Source organism: Brachybacterium netajii (SeqCode) (assembly GCF_054114245.1).
The window spans coordinates 380,103-397,803 of the sequence record NZ_JBSYXB010000001.1 but is presented as its reverse complement, the minus strand read 5'-3'; the positions used below and the strand labels follow the sequence as shown (position 1 = coordinate 397,803).

13 protein-coding genes are annotated in these 17,701 nt (G+C 73.1%); 11 read left to right on the top strand and 2 right to left on the bottom strand.

From position 1 onward, the window contains the following. The first annotated feature begins 76 nt into the window (after nucleotides 1-76). The 3 genes from ACXET9_RS01745 to ileS all read left to right on the top strand — a co-directional run bounded on the left by ACXET9_RS01745 (nucleotide 77) and on the right by ileS (nucleotide 6,056). Nucleotides 77-820, top strand: a complete 744-nt coding sequence (locus tag ACXET9_RS01745; RefSeq protein WP_457884288.1) for a response regulator transcription factor — start codon at nucleotides 77-79, stop codon at nucleotides 818-820. Next, nucleotides 817-2,460, top strand: a complete 1,644-nt coding sequence (locus ACXET9_RS01740) for a sensor histidine kinase (RefSeq protein ID WP_457884287.1) — start codon at nucleotides 817-819, stop codon at nucleotides 2,458-2,460. Before ACXET9_RS01745 ends, ACXET9_RS01740 begins: the two co-directional genes overlap by 4 nt. 299 nt (nucleotides 2,461-2,759) lie before the next feature. Continuing rightward, the gene (ileS, locus tag ACXET9_RS01735; RefSeq protein WP_457884285.1) at nucleotides 2,760-6,056 is read left to right on the top strand and encodes an isoleucine--tRNA ligase; all 3,297 of its coding nucleotides are present in this window, start codon (nucleotides 2,760-2,762) and stop codon (nucleotides 6,054-6,056) included. A gap of 138 nt (nucleotides 6,057-6,194) precedes the next feature. Here ileS and ACXET9_RS01730 read toward each other — a convergent pair whose 3' ends face one another. Together ACXET9_RS01730 and ACXET9_RS01725 are read right to left on the bottom strand one after the other, a co-directional pair. Beyond that, entirely contained in the window at nucleotides 6,195-7,760 is a 1,566-nt protein-coding gene (locus ACXET9_RS01730) for a WXG100 family type VII secretion target (protein WP_457884283.1), read from the bottom strand. Beyond that, entirely contained in the window at nucleotides 7,757-8,653 is an 897-nt protein-coding gene (locus tag ACXET9_RS01725) for a hypothetical protein (protein ID WP_457884281.1), read from the bottom strand. The genes ACXET9_RS01730 and ACXET9_RS01725 overlap by 4 nt, the downstream gene beginning before the upstream one ends. A gap of 246 nt (nucleotides 8,654-8,899) precedes the next feature. On the opposite strand from ACXET9_RS01725, the gene ACXET9_RS01720 reads away from it, so the two are divergent. The 8 genes from ACXET9_RS01720 (at nucleotide 8,900) to ACXET9_RS01685 (ending at nucleotide 17,524) form a co-directional block, all read left to right on the top strand. Then, nucleotides 8,900-10,255 carry a bifunctional folylpolyglutamate synthase/dihydrofolate synthase gene (locus tag ACXET9_RS01720; protein WP_457884279.1) on the top strand — a complete coding sequence of 452 codons (1,356 nt, stop codon included), beginning with the start codon at nucleotides 8,900-8,902 and terminating at the stop codon, nucleotides 10,253-10,255. Next, complete coding sequence (locus ACXET9_RS01715; RefSeq protein WP_457884277.1) at nucleotides 10,252-10,698, top strand: DUF4233 domain-containing protein; 447 nt, start codon at nucleotides 10,252-10,254, stop codon at nucleotides 10,696-10,698. The genes ACXET9_RS01720 and ACXET9_RS01715 overlap by 4 nt, the downstream gene beginning before the upstream one ends. Nucleotides 10,699-10,767: 69 nt before the next feature. After that, complete coding sequence (gene ndk, locus ACXET9_RS01710; RefSeq protein WP_457884275.1) at nucleotides 10,768-11,193, top strand: nucleoside-diphosphate kinase; 426 nt, start codon at nucleotides 10,768-10,770, stop codon at nucleotides 11,191-11,193. A 124-nt stretch (nucleotides 11,194-11,317) separates the two neighbouring features. After that, complete coding sequence (locus ACXET9_RS01705) at nucleotides 11,318-11,530, top strand: hypothetical protein (RefSeq protein ID WP_457884273.1); 213 nt, start codon at nucleotides 11,318-11,320, stop codon at nucleotides 11,528-11,530. 154 nt (nucleotides 11,531-11,684) lie between these two features. Next, nucleotides 11,685-13,214: a signal recognition particle-docking protein FtsY gene (ftsY, locus tag ACXET9_RS01700; protein ID WP_457884271.1), complete on the top strand. Its 1,530-nt coding sequence runs from the start codon at nucleotides 11,685-11,687 to the stop codon at nucleotides 13,212-13,214. Nucleotides 13,215-13,510: 296 nt separating this feature from the next. Further along, the gene (locus ACXET9_RS01695) at nucleotides 13,511-14,854 is read left to right on the top strand and encodes an ammonium transporter (RefSeq protein ID WP_457884269.1); all 1,344 of its coding nucleotides are present in this window, start codon (nucleotides 13,511-13,513) and stop codon (nucleotides 14,852-14,854) included. Next, a complete protein-coding gene (locus ACXET9_RS01690; RefSeq protein WP_457884267.1) occupies nucleotides 14,851-15,189 on the top strand; it encodes a P-II family nitrogen regulator in 339 nt (112 codons plus the stop codon). The genes ACXET9_RS01695 and ACXET9_RS01690 overlap by 4 nt, the downstream gene beginning before the upstream one ends. Beyond that, the gene (locus ACXET9_RS01685; RefSeq protein ID WP_457884265.1) at nucleotides 15,179-17,524 is read left to right on the top strand and encodes a [protein-PII] uridylyltransferase family protein; all 2,346 of its coding nucleotides are present in this window, start codon (nucleotides 15,179-15,181) and stop codon (nucleotides 17,522-17,524) included. The genes ACXET9_RS01690 and ACXET9_RS01685 overlap by 11 nt, the downstream gene beginning before the upstream one ends. Nucleotides 17,525-17,701: the final 177 nt, after the last annotated feature.

Sequence of the window (17,701 nt, the reverse complement as noted above, 5' to 3'; positions counted from 1 at the left end):
GGAAGCCATGACGGGGGATCGGCCGCGGTCTACGCTCGAGCCACCAGCCCATGCCGGGCCACCACAGGAGGACCCCGTGTCGGACACCGCCCATTCCGCCCTCGCCGCGCTCCCGCGCCTCGAGCATCCCGACGGCTCGCCCGTGCGCGTCCTCGTCGTGGAGGACGAGCCGACGATCGCCGACCTGCTGCGCTTCCCCCTGCAGATGATCGGCTGGGACGTCGCGATCAGCGGCGACGGGCTCGAGGCCGTGCGCGTCGCCCGCGAGACCAGGCCCGACGTGCTGGTCCTGGACCGCATGCTGCCCGGCCTCGACGGCGTCGAGGTGCTCCGCCGCATCCGTGCGCTGCACCCGGAGATCCCCGCCCTGATGCTGACCGCCATGGATGCGCCGTCGGACCGCATCGGCGGCCTCGCGGCCGGGGCCGACGACTACGTGACCAAACCCTTCACGATCGAGGAGGTGCTGCTGCGGCTGCACCGCCTCGTGCAGCGCTCGGGCGTCGTCGCGCAGGGGAGCAATGAGCTCGTCGTCGGCGACCTCGTGATGAACCTCGATACGCATGAGGTCACCCGCCGCGGCGACGAGATCCCGCTGACGGCGACCCAGTACCAGCTGCTGCAGTACCTGATGGAGAACCCCCAGCGGGTGCTCTCGAAGGCGCAGATCCTCGAGGCCGTGTGGAACTACGACTTCGGCGGGCAGGCGAACATCGTCGAGCTGTACATCTCCTACCTGCGCAAGCGGATCGATGTCGGCCGCGAGCCGATGATCCACACGGTCCGCGGGGCCGGCTACGTGCTCAAGCCCGCCGGATGAGCACCCCGGGCGAGGCGACGGCCGCGACCGCCGACGACGGCGCCGCGTTCGCGGGCGGGCGCGGAGACGGGCGCGGGCAGGGGCCGCGTCGGCTCAGCATGCGCACGACCCTCGTCGCCCTGCTGATCGCGACCGTCGCGGTGGTGTGCCTCGCGGTCGCCGTCGTCACCCATGCCTCCGTCCGCACCCAGCTGCATGCGGAGCTCGACGACCAGCTCGACCGGGCCGCCGACCGTGCCGTCTCGCGCGAGCAGTTCCTCGATGCGCTCGGCGGCCCGTCCGATCAGCCGGTCCAGGGCGACGGGACGACGGCGGGCGACGGCGGGCTGCCCTCCGACCCCTCCGCGGGGGAGCAGCCGCCCGACAGCGGCGAGTACGAGCTGACCGCCGTGGTCGAGGACGGCGTGGTCACCTCCGCCTCCTGGCGCGACCAGCACGGCGAGCAGCAGATCCTCGGCGCCGAGGACCGCGCCGTGCTGCAGTCCGCCCTCGATGAGGGCGAGGGCTCGGCCACCGTGCAGCTGTCGATCGGCTCCTACCGGGTGCTGACCCGCGAGATCGACAGCAGCGAGGCGAACGGCGGGACGGGGTCCGGGAGCACAGAATCCGGAAGCGCAGGGATCGATGCCGACCAGGACGTCGTCATGACGGGCCTGCCGCTGGCCACCGTCGCCCAGACGCTCCTGCGGCTGGACCTGACGCTGCTGATCGCGGGCATCGCCGCGGTGCTCGTCACGGGGCTGGCCGGCTCCTTCATCGTCCGGCGCACCCTGCGCCCGCTCGAGGAGGTCGCGCGCCTGGCCTCGGACGTCGCGAGCACACCGCTCGACCACGGCTCCGTGAACCTCGCCGAGCGCGTCTCGGCCCGGGACTCGGTGCCGGGGACCGAGGTGGGCGAGGTCGGCCGCGCCCTCAACCACCTCCTCGACAACGTCGAGAGCGCCATCGACACCCGCCATCGCAGCGAGGAGCGGATGCGGCGATTCATCGCCGATGCCAGCCACGAGCTGCGCACCCCGCTCACGGCGATCCGCGGATACTCCGAGATCCTGCGGCTCACCGAGCCCCTGAGCGCGCAGGGCCTGCAGTCCGTCTCCCGGCTCGACGCGCAGTCCCAGCGGATGACCTCGCTCGTGGAGGACCTGCTGCTGCTCACGCGGCTCGACGACGGCGCGCCCCGGGCCGAGGAGGACATCGACCTCGGGGAGACCGTCCTGGAGTCCGTGATGGACGCCCGGGCGACCGCCCGCGAGCATCGCTGGGACGTGCAGGTGCCCGACGAGCCGGTGATCGTCCGCGGCGATCCGCGGCAGCTCGCGCAGGTCGTCGTGAACCTGCTGTCCAACGCCCGCAAGCACACGCCGACGGGGACGCACGTGACGGTGCGCCTGACGAAGGCGGAGCACGGGGCGGTCCTGACCGTCCGGGACGACGGGCCGGGCATCGACCCCGAGCTGCTCCCGGACGTCTTCTCGCGCTTCACCCGCGCCGACCGGGCCCGCTCGGGCAAGGAGGGGACGACCGGCCTCGGGCTCTCCATCGTGCGCGCGATCGCCCTCGCCCACGGCGGCGACGTGGTCGTCGAGTCCGTGCCCGGGCGCACCGTGTTCACCCTGTCTCTTCCGCTCGCGGAGGGATGACGGCGCCCCGGGCCCCGCGTACACTGGCGCGCATCGGCATCGACCCGGCCATCACCGGCGAGCCGCGGGAAGAACAGCCCACCGCCCGTTGTGCGAACGACAGGGGAGGAGCCCAGTAGAACCCGCCGGGACCAGCCCGTCACAGCTGAGGAACGAGGGGACGCCCCCGCACCGGTCCGTCCGGGGCGAGGTCGCCAACCGAGGTGGTACCGCGCCGCCGGCTCTGCGCCGGGAGCGTCCTCGGACAGCACCGCTGCCGTCCGCGCCCGTCGCACCCGTTCCGCCTCGGAGGTTGTCCCATGGTCTACCCGGTCTCCGGAGACCCCCTCGTCCCCTCGCCGAACCTGCCCGCCCTGGAGAACGCGATCCAGGAGTTCTGGCGCACCGACGACACCTTCCGGGCGTCGATCGCCCGCCGTGAGGACGCCGAGGAGTACGTCTTCTACGACGGCCCGCCCTTCGCCAACGGCCTGCCCCACTACGGGCACCTGCTCACCGGCTTCGTCAAGGACGTCGTGCCGCGCTTCCGCACGATGGACGGCTACAAGGTCGACCGTCGCTTCGGCTGGGACACCCACGGCCTGCCCGCCGAGCTCGAGGCCATGCGGGAGCTCGGGATGACCGAGAAGGCCGAGATCGAGGAGATGGGCGTCCAGGCGTTCAACAACGCCGCCCGAGCCTCGGTGCTGAAGTACACGAAGGAGTGGGAGGAGTACGTCACCCGCCAGGGCCGCTGGGTCGACTTCGAGAACGACTACAAGACCCTCGACGTCTCCTTCATGGAGTCCGTGCTGTGGGCCTTCAAGACGCTCTGGGACAAGGGCCGCGCCTACGAGGGCTACTACGTGCTCCCGTACTGCTGGAACGACCAGACGCCGCTGAGCTCCCATGAGCTGCGCATGGACGACGACGTCTACCAGGATCGCCAGGACCAGACCGTCACCGTCACCTTCCCGTTCGTCGGCGAGAAGGCCGAGGAGCTGGGGCTCGCGGGCGTCAAGGCCCTCGCCTGGACGACGACCCCGTGGACGCTGCCCACGAACTTCTCCCTCGCCGTCGGGCCCGAGCTCGAGTACGCGGTCGTCCCCGCCGGGCCGCTCGGCGCGGCCGACGGCACCGCCGCCGGCGCCGGCCGGTACCTCATGGCCGCGGCCCTCCTCGGCTCCCACGCCAAGGAGCTCGGCTACGCGAGCGCCGAGGACGTGCTCGCCGCCGTCGACGAGCGCAGCTACCGCGGCGCCGAGCTCGAGCACGTCGCCTACGAGCCGCTCTGGACGGTCTACTCCGAGGACCGCGAGCGCTGGGGCACCGAGAACGCCTGGATCGTCACCGTCGCCGACTACGTCTCCACCGACGACGGCACCGGCGTGGTCCACCAGGCCACCGCCTACGGCGAGGTCGACCAGCAGGTCAACGCCGAGTACGGCATCCCCGTCATCGTCTCCGTCGACGACGGCGCCCAGTTCCTCGACTACTTCCGCGGCACCGCCCTCGACGAGATCGCCGGACTGCAGGTGTTCGAGGCGAACCGCCCGATCATCCGCATCCTCCAGCGCGAGGGCCGCCTCCTGCGCGAGCAGTCCTACGTGCACTCCTACCCGCACTGCTGGCGCTGCCGGAAGCCGCTCATCTACAAGGCCGTCAGCTCCTGGTACGTGAAGGTCGCCGATCAGCGCGAGCGGATGCTCGAGCTGAACGAGCAGATCGACTGGGTCCCCGGCAACGTCAAGCACGGCCAGTTCGGCAAGTGGCTCGAGGGCGCCCGCGACTGGGCGATCTCCCGCAACCGCTACTTCGGCTCTCCCATCCCGGTGTGGAAGAGCGACGACCCCAACCACCCGCGGATCGACGTGTACGGGTCCCTCGCGGAGCTCGAGGAGGCCTTCGGCACCCTCCCGCGCGACGAGCACGGCGAGGTCAACCTCCACCGCCCCTACATCGACGAGCTCACCCGCCCGAACCCGGACGACCCGACGGGCCGCTCCACCATGCGTCGCATCACCGACGTCTTCGACGTCTGGTTCGACTCCGGGTCGATGCCCTTCGCGCAGGTGCACTACCCCTTCGAGAACCACGACTGGTTCGAGTCGCACAACCCGGCGGACTTCATCGTGGAGTACATCGGCCAGACCCGCGGCTGGTTCTACATGATGCACGTGCTCTCGACGGCGCTCTTCGACCGCCCCGCGTTCACCTCCGTCATCTGCCACGGCATCGTCCTCGGCGAGGACGGGCAGAAGATGAGCAAGTCCCTGCGCAACTACCCCGATGTGCGCGAGATGTTCGACAAGTACGGGGCCGACGCGATGCGCTGGTTCCTCATGGGCTCCCCGATCCTGCGCGGCGGCAACCTCGTGGTCGACGAGCCCAAGATCCGCGATGCGACGCGCCAGGTGGTGCTGCCGCTGTGGAACGTCTGGTACTTCCTGGGCCTGTACGCGAACGCGGCGGGGCCGAAGGACGCCGACGGGACGCCGACCGGCTACCGGGGCCGCACCCGCCACGACTCGACCGATGTCATGGACCGCTACCTCCTCGCCCGCACCGGCGAGCTCGTGCGCTCCGTGCGCGAGTCGATGACCGCGCTCGCGATCGCCGACGCCTCCGAGCAGGTCGAGGACTACCTGGACATGCTCACGAACTGGTACGTGCGCCGTTCCCGCGACCGCTTCTGGGAGGGGGACGAGCAGGCCATCGACACGCTCTCCACCTGCCTGGAGACGGTGTGCCGCGTGATCGCCCCGCTGCTGCCGATGGTCGCTGAGCGGATCTGGAAGGAGCTCACGGGCGAGCGCTCCGTGCACCTGACGGACTGGCCCGACGCCGATCTCTTCCCGGTGGACGACGCGCTCGTCGCCCAGATGGACGACGTCCGCGCGATCGCGAGCGCCGGCAACGCGCTGCGCAAGAAGGAGGGCCTGCGGGCCCGTCTGCCGCTCGCCGAGCTCACCGTCGTGCATGCGGATCCCTCCTCCCTCGAGGACTTCGCGGCGATCATCGCCGACGAGCTCAACGTCAAGGCCGTGCGGCTGCTCGACGTCGCGAGCGAGGAGGCCCAGGGCATGGGTGTCGAGCAGCGCCTCAGCGTGAACGCCCGCGCCGCGGGCCCGCGCCTGGGCAAGCAGGTGCAGGTCGTCATCAAGGGCTCGAAGACCGGCGACTGGTCTGTCGCCGACGACGGCACCGTCACCTCCGGCGGCATCGATCTGGTCGAGGGCGAGTACTCCCTCGACCTGGTCGCGGGCGACTCCGCCGCCCTGGAGGGGCGCGCCGTGGGCGTGCTCCGCGGCGGCGACTTCGTCGTGCTGGACACGCGCGTGACGCCCGAGCTCGAGGCGGAGGGCGCCGCGCGCGACGTCGTCCGCGCGATCCAGGCCGCGCGCCGCGAGGCGGGGCTGGACATCTCCGACCGGATCCTGCTGACCGTCGACGGGGACGAGGCGGTCACCGCCGCCGTCGCCGCTCATCGCGACCTCGTCGCGGGAGAGGTGCTCGCCGTCGGCCTCGAGGTCCCGGCCGCACCCGCCGAGGGAGCGCATGTCGCGAGCGAGAAGGTCGCCGTCGGCGCGGTCACCGTCTCGGTCCGACGGGCCTGAGCCGCCGCACTCGTCCCCATCCGCGCCCCCGTCCGGGACCGCACCGCGCCTGCGGTCCCGGACGGGGGCGCGATGCGCCTCTCCGCCCGTCGCCGCTCCGGTCGCGCTGCTCCGGTCGCGCCGCTCCGCCGGCCGCGATCACGCGGCGGGCCCCCGGCCGACGGTGACCACCTGCGAGCGGGTCACGGTCGTGCCCTCCCCGAGGAACACCCCGGTGAGCTCGTCCTGGAACGCCGAGAGGGTCGGATCCTCGGCGGTGCTGCGGGCGAGCGAGCCGGCATAGCCGCCGTCGGCCTCGTCATCGGGACCCGTCGAATCGTGGTTCGCCTGCAGGACGTCGAACGGATCCGCGGAGCGGACCGGATAGCCCTCGAGCTCCACCTCATGGCGGTTCGGGGCCTCCAGCGTCCCGCCGTCGAGCTGCAGGCCGCCCAGGTCGAGGGTCGGGATCAGATCCCCGGCGATGCCGTCGGCACCGATCTCGGCCCCGTGATGGACGTTCACCGCCACGGTGCTCGACTGCGCCGGCGCCACCGTCTGGACGGGAGATCCCATCGACAGGACCGCCCGCACGTCGTAGGTGCCCTCCGCGCCGGTGGATCTGTTCACGCTCGGATCCGCGGCCAGCTGATGGGCGATGATCCCGCCCTGCGAATGCCCGACGAGGAGGACCTCCGCGCCGGCGGGGATCCCGGCCGCGTCCATCGCGGCGAGGACGTCCTCCGTCGCGGCGGTGCGCTGCCCGGCCACCAGACGGAGGTTCGAGGCCCAGTCCCGGGAGTTGCCCTGCTCGCCGTACGACCCGGGCACATCGGTGATCCCGGCGCCCTCGGTGGGCGGCACCTGCACGATGTAGACGGGGTCCCCGCCCTCCGCCCCCTGCACCTCCTGGATGCCGATCCTGCCGGCATCGAGCGGGAGCTGCCCGTCGTTCGGGATGCGGAGCGCATCGTTGGCCAGGACCAGGTCCTGGAGGGTGCGCGGGCCGGGCACCGGACGCTCGTCGACCTCGATGGCCGTGACGATGCCGCCGGGGCGATCGTCGAGCAGGGGAGTGTCCTCGCCGGTGACGGCCTCGTAGACGCCCACGCCCGCGGAGCCCCCGGCGAGCAGGGCCGCCGCGGCGATCTCCGCGACCGTCGGCACGCGCTCGCCGGTGACCCAGTCCTCGAGGATCCCGCCGAAGCGGTCGACGTCCCGCTGGAACTGGGCGATACCGTCGGAGTTCGAGCCGAGGGCATCGACCCCGTCCTCCAGCAGATCGATCCCCGAGTCCACGCTCCAGCCGATGGCATCGGAGAGCGCTCCGGTCAGCGAGGAGAAGCCGCTCTCGAGCGGTGCCTCGCCCGATAGGTCGGCCGACGGCCTGCCGGACGGCTGCCCCGGCGGCGCCCCGAGGCCGCCGGAGGCATCCGTCGCCTGCTCTCGGGGGGACTCGGCGGCGGAGGCCTCATCCTGCTGGTCCGCCTCGGCGAGCGCCTCCTCGCCCATCGCCGCGATCCCCTCCGACAGCAGGGCGAGACCGCGTCCGCCCTGCTCGGCCCAGCGGTCGCGGAAGCTCTCCGCATCGTCGCCCGACCAGGGCACGGTGCGGGCCGCCGTCTCGAGATCGCCGCGCAGGGCGTCGAGCCGGGTCGAGGCCGTCCGGAGCCGTTCGGCGGAGTCACGGACGGCGTCAGGGTCCATGCCCAGGAATCCGGTCATCGAGGACCCTCCGCGGAAGGGGCGGAAGAGGGGGTGGAGGAGGGCGCGGAGGGGCAGGCGGCGGCGAAGCGGAGGCCTTCCTGCACGATCGGCAGCAGCGTGCCGAGCACGTCGCCGTCGGGCACGGGACGGACGGCGGGCGCGGGAGCACCGGCGTCGAGCCGGTAGAGGCTCTCGCCGCCGCGCACCCATAGCCGCGAGAACGATGCGGAGGGCGGTGCCGCAGCTGCGGTCGCAGGCGCACCCGCCCCCGCGGTCGGCTCGGCCCGGCGCCCGGGGGAGTGCAGGACCAGCGAGAGGCTCAGCCGAGGGGCGTCAGGGTCGAGGGCGGCGCGCAGGCGGGGGTCGAGGTCCGCGATCGCGGAGAACGCCTCCTCGGGGGAACTACCGGCGCGCAGCGCGTGGCGGGCCTGCTCGGCCTGCTCGGCCGTCGGCCGGATCGTTGCGGCCGCGCGATCCACGGTGAGGAGCGGGGCGTCCAGGTGCAGACCGGTGCCGTCGAGCAGATCGGCGAGCGCCGGGGCGATCGTGTCGAGGTCGCCGGTGGTCCAGCGGGACGGGCGGTCGTCGTGCGAAGACTCCAGGGAGACGGCGTCCGGGGTCAGCGAGATCCGCAGGCGGCGGGTGGAGCCCTGATGGGCGACGGTCGCGATCAGCAGCGCCGGGGCGCAGAGGTGGCGGGCGAGCAGGGCCGACTCCGCCTCGTCGCACGGGACGTCGGAACCGCCGGCGGGATCATCGGGGCCGACGGCGGGATGATCGGGGCCGAAGGCGGTGTCGCCGTGGTCGGGGCCGTCGGCCCCGGCCAGCGCCCGGTAGACGGGGTTGATGTCCCGACGGGGGTCGCGGCGGCGTGCGCTCCAGCGCATCGCCTCCTCGACGCGAGCGGTCACCTGCGGCATGGTCCCCTCCGTTCCGGCGGCACGGGCGCCCCGCCTCGCATCGAACCTAGGGTCGCGGGCCGACGGCCGGAGGCCGGCGCGACGGACTGTGGACCGAGGGGCATTGGGGAGGAGCGAGCCTCCGGTCACGGTCGGATGCCCGTCCCAGCCCCCGCTCGTACACTGGACCGGCCCCTTCCGCCTCTCCTCCCAGGAGCTGATGTGCCCCGTCCGTCGTCCCGTCCGTCTCGTCCGGTCATGTCGCCGGAGCTGCGCGAGGTCTATGCCGCGCTGCTCGAGCGCGCCCCCGAGAACAGGATCGAACCGGATCTCTCCCGCATCCGCCGTGTGATGGAGCTGATGGGCGATCCTCAGCGCTCCTACCGCTCCATCCGCATCGCCGGGACGAACGGCAAGACCACCACGGCCCGCATCCTCGAGCGGATCCTCCGGGAGGCCGGTCTGCGCACGGGCCGCACCACGAGCCCGCATCTGCGCAGCCCTGCTGAGCGGATCGCGATCGACGGCGTGCCGATCGACGATGCCGGATTCGTGCAGGCCTACGAGGACGTGCTGCCGTTCGCGCAGATCGTCGACGAGGAGTCCCTCGCGCAGGGCGGGCCGCGGCTGACCTTCTTCGAGTACCTCACCGCGATGGCCTTCCAGGCCTTCGCGACCGCACCCGTGGACGTCGCCGTGGTCGAGACGGGTCTCGGCGGGACCTGGGACGCGACCGGAGCGGTCGATCCCGACGTCGCCGTGATCACCCCCATCGGCCTGGATCATCAGGAGTACCTGGGCGACACGATCGACCTGATCGCGGGCGAGAAGGCCGGGATCCTCACCGCCGGCGCGACCGCGATCATCGCCGCCCAGCCCGAGGGCGATGCCCTGGACGTCCTGCGCGAGCGCGTCGAGGAGCTCGGCGCGGAGGCCGCCTTCGAGGGCGAGCAGATCGGCGTGATCGCCCGCACGCCCGGCGTCGGCGGGCAGCTGCTGACGCTCCAGGGCGTCGCGGGGCGCTACGAGGAGGTGTTCCTGTCTCTGCTCGGCGAGCATCAGGCCTCCAACGCGCTGCTGGCCGTCGCGGCGGCCGAGGCGCTGCTGGGCGGGGGCACCCCGCTCGACGGCGAGATGCTCTCGTCGGCCCTCGCCACGGTGACCTCGCCGGGGCGCGCCGAGGTGGTGCGGCAGTCGCCGACGGTCCTCGTCGACGCGGCGCACAATCCCGCCGGCGCCGAGACCCTCGTCGGGACCGTCCGCGAGAACTTCCGCTTCACCCGCACCGTCGGCCTCGTCGGCATCCTGCAGGAGAAGGAGGCCGAGCAGATCCTCGCGGTCCTCGAGCCGCTCCTGGACTCGGTGGTCATCACGGCGTCCTCGTCGCCGCGGGCGATCCCCGCGGATGAGCTCGCGGACATCGCCCGCGATGTCTTCGACGACGAGGACCGGGTGCTCGAGATCGGGTCGCTGCCCGATGCGATCCAGGCCGCGGTCGACCTCTCCGAGGCCGGCGGGGACCAGTTCGGCGGCGTCGTCGTGGCCGGTTCGGTGACCCTCGCCGCCGAGGTGCGCGAGCTGCTGGGCGCGCCCGACGACGGGGAGGACCGATGAAGGGCCTGCTGGACTCCCTCGTCCCCTCCCAGCGCGCCCACGGCGCGCAGCGGATGGTCGCGGCGACCATCCTGGTCGTGCAGGCGTTCGTGGCGTTCTTCGCCGTGCTCGTCGCCCATCAGCTCGACCCCGACGACCGCGTGCTGAACTGGGTCTGGGGTCTGAGCGCGGCGGCGGCCCTGGTGCTCTGCTCGGGCCTGCTGCGCCGTCGTGCCTGGCCCTATCTGCTGGGCTTCGTGCTGCAGATCCCCGTGCTGATGCTGGGGCTGGTCGTCCCCGCGATGTATGTCATCGGCGGCGCGTTCCTGGTGCTCTACGTCTACGGCGTGCTCACCTTCCATCGCCTCGACGCCGAGAAGGACGAGATCGATCGCCGCGTCCTCGCGGGCGAGGTCGACGTCGTGCCGCACGGCCCGGACCGGGAACCGACGACCGAGCGCTGACCGCGGACCGTCGAGCGCTCCGACGGTCCGCGGTCGGAGCATGGCGCCGCGCTGGGTACAGTGGGGCCCATGACCGCACAGCGCACCCTGGTCCTGCTCAAGCCCGATGCCGTGCAGCGCGGCCTGCGCGGGGAGATCATCCGCCGCCTGGAGACGAAGGGCTACGAGATCGTCGCCCTCGCCCAGCGCACGGCCACTGCCGAGGAGCTCGCCGCCCACTACGCCGAGCACGAGGGCAAGCCCTTCTACCCCGGCCTCGTCGAGTACATGGGCGCTGGCCCGCTCGTGGCGATCGTCGCCGAGGGCGACAGCGTCATCGCGGGCTTCCGCTCCCTCGCCGGCGCCACGAACCCCACCCAGGCCGCTCCCGGCACGATCCGCGGCGACCTGGCCCGCGAGTGGGACCTGCCCGTGATCCAGAACCTCGTCCACGGCTCCGACTCCGAGGAGTCCGCCGCGCGCGAGATCGCGATCTGGTTCCCCGAGCTCGGCTGATCCGCCGACGCTCCCACGACGAGCGGGGCGGAGCGGCGCGACGGCGCTGAGACCTCCATCCCACCCCTGACCGGCCCTCTGCATTCACAGCGGAGGGCCGGTCCTTGCGTGCACAATGGGGGGCATGTCGTCCCTGACGCTCGTGACCCTCGTCTTCCTGCTCGTCGCCGTCGTGGTGGCGCTCGGGATCGTCGTCGCGGTCGCGCTGCCGAACCTGCGCGCCGGGCGCACGCCGGGCCGGCCGCAGGGCCATGTGCAGCAGGGGCCCGTCCGTGCGCCGAGGGGCCACAGCTCCCGCACCGGGCAGCGTCCCGCCCCGCCGACGACCGAGGACTGACGCCGTCGTCGGCCCGTCGTCGGATCGTGGCCGGCGCTGTCGCCGGAGCGGTCGTCCGCGGCGGCGCGGCCGGTCGGGCCCCGATTCCGCCGCGCCCCCTAGACTGGCGCACGTCCTGCCGCACCGACGGCGTCCCCGACCGCGGAGGTGACCCGTGGATCCCAATGACATCCTCTCCCTGATCGCCGGAGGGGGAGGCGTCGTCCTCATCCTCGGTGCCGGCGCCTGGGCCTTCCTGCGCGGACGCGGGAAGGGGTCCTCGCAGGGCGAGGGCGAGGAGTCGCGGGGGAGCACGGGGGAGGCCGGCTCCACGGCGCCGACCGCCACCGCGGTCAAGGACCGGCCTGCCGCCCCCACCTGGGCCGACACCCTCTCCGCCGCCGAACCACCGACGGAGACGCCGTCGGCGCCCTCGGTCGAGGAGCCGGTCGAGGGCCAGGCCGAGGAGCCGGCCGAGGAGTCGGCCGAGCAGGAGACCCCCTCCGTCGGCGCCCCCGCTGCGACGGAGACCACCTCTGCGACGGAGACCTCCTCTGCGACGGAGGCCGACGCCGCAGCGGAGGGCGAGACCGAGAGCGCCGCCGCGACCACCGATGCGGCACCGTCGTCGGCCGAGGCCCCCAGCGCGCCGATCGCGGATGCCGATGCACCCGCGGCGGAGCCGACCCCACCTGCCCCGGAGCCGTCGGCTCCGGCGGAGGCGCCGGTGGAGCCCGCTCGCACGGTCGACCGGCCCGAGGCGCCCGAGAACCGCATGATGCGCCTACGCGAGCGGCTCTCCCGCTCCGGCGCCCTCGGGCGCGGGATCCTCACGCTGCTCACCCGTTCGAGCATCGACGAGGACACCTGGGACGAGATCGAGGAGACGCTGCTCCTGGCCGACCTCGGCCCCGATGCGACCGATGAGCTCCTCGAGAGCCTGCGCCGTCGCATGCAGGTGCTCGGCAACGATGACGCCGGTGCAGTCCGTGAGGCCCTGCGCGACGAGCTCCTGACCCTGGTCGATCCCTCGCTGGACCGCCGCGTCGCCGCCACCGCCCGCACCGCGGAGGACGGGACGCGCGTCCCCTCGGTCGTCCTCATGGTCGGCGTGAACGGCACCGGCAAGACCACGACCGTCGGCAAGCTCGCGCGCGTGCTCGTCGCTGCGGACCGCAGCGTCGTGCTGGGCGCCGCCGACACCTTCCGCGCCGCCGCCGCCGAGCAGCTCGCCACCTGGGGCTCCCGGGTCGGCGTGGACACCGTGCGCTCGGACCGCGACGGCGCCGATCCCGCGGCCGTCGCCTTCGACGCCGTCAAGGAGGGCATCGAGCAGGGGGTCGACGTCGTCATCGTCGACACCGCCGGCCGCCTCCAGAACAAGAAGGGCCTCATGGACGAGCTCGGCAAGGTCCGCCGGGTCGCCGAGAAGGGACTGCACGGGGAGGGCGTCGCGGAGGTCCTGCTCGTCATCGACGCGACCACCGGGCAGAACGGCATGCAGCAGGCGCGCGTGTTCTCCGAGGCCGTCGACGTCACCGGCATCGTGCTCACCAAGCTCGACGGCACGGCCAAGGGCGGCATCGTCGTCAACGTCCAGCGCGAGCTGGGCGTCCCCGTCAAGATGGTCGGCCTCGGCGAGGGCATGGACGATCTCGCGCCCTTCGACCCCCACGGGTTCGTCGACGCCCTGCTGGGCGACTGACGGCCCCGACGGGCGACCGGCGGATCCGCCGGTCGCCCGTCTCCGCGCCCGCTCGTCGGCCGACGAGCGGGACCCCGCGTGCACGACGCGCCGCCTCCTCCGGGAGGCGGCGCGTCGTGCGTCCCCGGGGCCTCCGCCGTTCCACGGAGCGACGAATGCGGTCACGGAAAGATCACGGGAGCCCCTCGGGATAGTCGTGGGGCGACGCCGGAAACACCATGTTCTCCATCGACCGATTGGGTCGACCGAGTCGCGCGGTGCGCCGCCGGCTCGCCACCACTCATCCTGGAGCCGACATGGAGTTCACCCTGGACACAGGGGCGACCGCCTGGATTCTCGCCAGTGCCGCCCTCGTGCTGCTCATGACCCCCGGCCTGTCCCTCTTCTACGGAGGGATGGTGCGGGCCCGCACCGTTCTGAACATGATGCTGATGTCGTTCATGGCCATGGCGGTCGTCGCCGTCGCCTGGGTCTTCGGCGGATACTCGATCGCCTTCGGCAGCGATGTCGGCGGCCTCTTCGGCAGCCCGCTGGAGTTCTTCGGGCTCTCCGGGACCGACGAGCAGTCGATCCTCGCCGGCAGCGGCGTGCCCTTCTTCGTCGCCGCCGGGTTCCAGATGACCTTCGCGATCATCTCCACCGCGCTCATCTCCGGCGCGATCGCCGACCGCGTCAAGCTCGGCTCCTGGATGGTCTTCGCCCTGGTGTGGGTGCTGGTCGTGTACGCACCGCTCGCCCACATGGTGTGGGGCGGCGGCCTGCTGGGCGGCGATGGGATCTTCGCCTCGATCGCCGAGCCCGTCGACTTCGCCGGCGGCACCGTGGTCCACATCAACGCCGGCGTCGCCGGCCTCGTCCTCGCCCTCGTGGTCGGCGCCCGCAAGGGCTTCGGCAAGGAGCCGATGAAGCCCCACAACCTGCCGCTGGTGATGCTGGGCGCGGCGCTGCTGTGGTTCGGATGGTTCGGCTTCAACGCGGGATCCGCCGGCACGGCCGACGGCACCGCGGGCCTCGCCTGGGTCAACACGACGGTGGCCACCGCGGGCGCCATGCTCGGCTGGGCCCTCGTGGAGAAGATCCGCGACCGGCATGTCACCTCCCTCGGCGCGGCCTCCGGCGTCGTCGCGGGCCTCGTGGCCATCACCCCGGCCGCCGCGGCGCTGAACCCGGTCACCTCGATCGTGCTTGGCCTGATCGCCGGCGCGCTGTGCGCCCTGGCCGTCGGCCTGAAGTACCGCTTCGGCATCGACGACTCGCTGGACGTCGTGGGCGTCCACCTCGTCGGCGGTCTCGTCGGCACCGTCCTGATCGGCGTGCTGGCCGACGACGGCGGCCTGATCTTCGGCGGCGGCGTCTCCCTGCTGATCGTCCAGATCCTGGTGGCGCTCTCCGCGGTCGTCTTCTCCGGAGTCCTCACGCTGGTCATCGCCCTGGCGATCAAGTACACGCTGGGCTGGAGGATCCCCGAGGGCGACGAGGTCGCCGGGATCGACATCACCCACCACGCCGAGTCCGGATACGATCTCGGCGGAGCCCTCGCCGCTCGCCGCGATCGGGCCGTCCGCATCGACACCGCCCCGGTCACGACCGCCCCTGCGGCCGACGACCCCCAGACCGTCACCGCAGGAGACGCCCGATGAAGCTCATCACCGCCATCGTCCAGCCCCACGCCCTGCAGGCCGTCACCGACGCGCTGCGCGAGTACGGCGTCAGCGGGATCACCATCACCGAGGTCGCCGGGTACGGCCGCCAGGGCGGCCACACCGAGGTCTACCGCGGCGCCGAGTACACGATCGACACGATCCCGAAGGTCAAGGTCGAGGTCCTCGCCGACGACCACGACGAGAAGGACATCGTCGACCTGATCGTCGCCTCCTCCCGCAGCGGCCGGATCGGGGACGGCAAGGTCTGGACCACGGAGGTGGGGACCGTCGTCCGCGTCCGCACCGGTGAAAAGGGGACGGATGCACTCTGAGGATCTCCCCGGCCGCCGGCTGACCCAGGTCCTCGACGCCGGCTTCGCGGATACCACCGCCGGCCCCCAGCGCAGGCTCGAGCAGTCCGCTCTCGTCGACGAGTGGCTGACCGGGCTCTGGCAGGGGGCCGGCGCCCCCGCGACCGGGGCGGCCCTCGCCGCCATCGGATCCCTCGGTCGGCGCACCCTCGGTCCGGGCAGCGACCTGGACCTGGTGCTGCTGATCGACCCCGGGCAGCTCGGCCCCGAGGAGTCCGCGCGTCTCGCCAGCGCCGTCTGGTATCCGATCTGGGACTCGGGCACCTCCCTCGACCACTCGGTGCGCAGCCCCCTCGAATGCGAGAAGGTCGCGCGGGACGACCTGCGGGCGGCGATCTCCCTGCTGGACCTCCGCCTCGTGGTGGGGGACCAGGAGCTCGTGGACGACGCCTCCGCCCGGGTGCGCGCCCAATGGCGGCGGGAGGCCCGCCTCCGCATCAACGACGTCGTCGAGCTCGCCGAGGACCGCAGCACCCGCTACGGACAGCTCGCCCACTCCATCGAGCCGAACCTGAAGTCGGACCGCGGAGGGCTCCGCGACATCACCGTGATCCGAGCGATCGCCGAGAGCTGGCTCGCCGATCACGACCACGCCGTCATCGATCACGCCGCGCACGTCCTCGCCGATGCGCGCGACGCGCTGCAGGCCGTCACCGGCAAGTCCGGCACGCGGCTGGGGCGCGCCGACCAGGACGCCGTCGCCGCCCTCACCGGTCACGCGACCGCCGACGACCACCTCGCGGTGCTCGCCGAGGCCGCCCGCGCGGTCACCTGGGAGATGCACCGCACGATCCGTGCCGCCCAGGCGGCGGTCGCCCCCGGCGGCACGTCGACCTACGGCACGGGCGCGAACCGCCGCCCGGCGATCTCCCGCGTCGGCCACGGCGTGCTGGTGCAGGCGGGCGAGGTGTCCGTCGACCCTCGCGACCCCGATCCGCTGCGCGACCTCTCCGCGGTGCGGCATGCCGCCACCACCGGGCTCCCGCTCGCCGATGCGACGCTCGCCCGCCTCGCGGAGGCGCCGATCCGGCCCTTCACGCCCGCCCAGCGCGACGTCTTCGTCGACGCCCTCGCCGGCGAGCACATCGCCGACGCCTACGAGGCCCTCGACGTGAAGCGGATCTTCGGCCGCTGGGTGCCCGGATGGGCGGCGGTGCGCAACCGCCCCCAGCGCTCGGCCGTGCACCGCTTCACGGTCGACCGTCACCAGATCGAGGCGGTCCGCGAGGTCCAGCGCTTCCTGCCGCACGTCGGCCGGCCCGACCTCCTCCTGGTCACGGCTCTCGTGCACGACCTCGGCAAGCGCGCCGACGCCCGGGACCACGCCCGCGAGGGCGCGCCCCTCGCGCGAGCCGCCGCCCTCCATCTCGGCTTCGACGAGACCGACGCCGAGATCGTCGCGACGCTCGTGCAGGAGCATCTCGCGCTCGTCGGCCTCGCCACCGGGCGCGACCTCGCCGACCCCGCCACCCTGCAGGACCTGCTGCGGGCGGTGAAGGGCGATCCGACGATCCTCGAGCTGCTGCGCGCGCTGACGGAGGCCGACGCCATCGCCGCCGGCCCGGCGGCCTGGTCCAGCTGGCGCTCCTCGCTCGTCGACCATCTCACCGATCTCGCCCGTGACGCCCTCAGCGGCAACGCTCCCGCGCCGCGCGTGATGCTGACGCCGCAGCGCTCCGTGCAGGAGGCCGTGGTCGCCGCGGTGCGCAGGAGCGACAGCGCGCAGGTGCTCTACCCGGCGCCGACCGAGGACGAGCCCATCTCGCAGATCTGCCTGGGCGCGCCCGACGGCTCCGGCGTCTTCGCCGCCATGGCCCGCGTCCTCGCCCGGCAGCGGATCGACGTGCGCAGCGCCGTCGTCCTGACCATGGACGGCATCGCCGTGAACACCTGGTGGGTCGCGGGCCGGCACGAGGACCTCCCGCATCCCTCGGCGCTGCGCACAGCGCTCGACCGCGAGCTCAAGCACCGGGACCGGGCCGACGCCCGTGTGCTCGAGCTCCCGCCCGCCCCGCCGCCCCGCACCACCGAGGACACCCCCGTGGTCACGCTCCTGCCCGGAGCGTCCTCGGAGGCCACGGTCGTGCAGGTCAACGCCCGGAACCGGCCGAGCCTGCTGGCGGACGTCGCCGAGACGATCACCCAGCACCGGCTCGAGGTCCGCAGCGCGCACGTGATGACGCTCGGCCAGCGCGCCATCGACGTGCTCTACCTGACGGATCAGAAGGGACGGGAGCTCGACGCCCCGGCCGTCGGCCGCATCATCTCCGCCCTCATGGACGCCGCCGCGACCTGAGCCGGGCGGGCACGGCCCGTGCAGTGCCCGGCGGGCCGTGCCGTGCCGGGCGCGGCGGCCCGTGCCGTGCCGGGCGCGGCGGGCCGTGCGGGCCGTGCGGGGCGCGGCGGGCGTGGCCGGTCTCTCGCGGCCGGTCCGCGGGCCGCCGCGCCGCGGCCACTACACTGGGGCGGTCCG

Excerpts from the sequence above, each read along its gene's own strand:
- ACXET9_RS01685 (WP_457884265.1), top strand. The coding sequence starts at position 15,179 with ATGCACTCTGAGGATCTCCCCGGCCGCCGGCTGACCCAGGTCCTCGAC.
- ACXET9_RS01695 (WP_457884269.1), top strand. The coding sequence starts at position 13,511 with ATGGAGTTCACCCTGGACACAGGGGCGACCGCCTGGATTCTCGCCAGT.
- ACXET9_RS01705 (WP_457884273.1), top strand. The coding sequence starts at position 11,318 with ATGTCGTCCCTGACGCTCGTGACCCTCGTCTTCCTGCTCGTCGCCGTC.
- ileS (WP_457884285.1), top strand. The coding sequence starts at position 2,760 with ATGGTCTACCCGGTCTCCGGAGACCCCCTCGTCCCCTCGCCGAACCTG.
- ACXET9_RS01730 (WP_457884283.1), bottom strand. The coding sequence starts at position 7,760 with ATGACCGGATTCCTGGGCATGGACCCTGACGCCGTCCGTGACTCCGCC.
- ndk (WP_457884275.1), top strand. The coding sequence starts at position 10,768 with ATGACCGCACAGCGCACCCTGGTCCTGCTCAAGCCCGATGCCGTGCAG.
- ACXET9_RS01720 (WP_457884279.1), top strand. The coding sequence starts at position 8,900 with ATGTCGCCGGAGCTGCGCGAGGTCTATGCCGCGCTGCTCGAGCGCGCC.
- ACXET9_RS01715 (WP_457884277.1), top strand. The coding sequence starts at position 10,252 with ATGAAGGGCCTGCTGGACTCCCTCGTCCCCTCCCAGCGCGCCCACGGC.
- ACXET9_RS01740 (WP_457884287.1), top strand. The coding sequence starts at position 817 with ATGAGCACCCCGGGCGAGGCGACGGCCGCGACCGCCGACGACGGCGCC.
- ACXET9_RS01690 (WP_457884267.1), top strand. The coding sequence starts at position 14,851 with ATGAAGCTCATCACCGCCATCGTCCAGCCCCACGCCCTGCAGGCCGTC.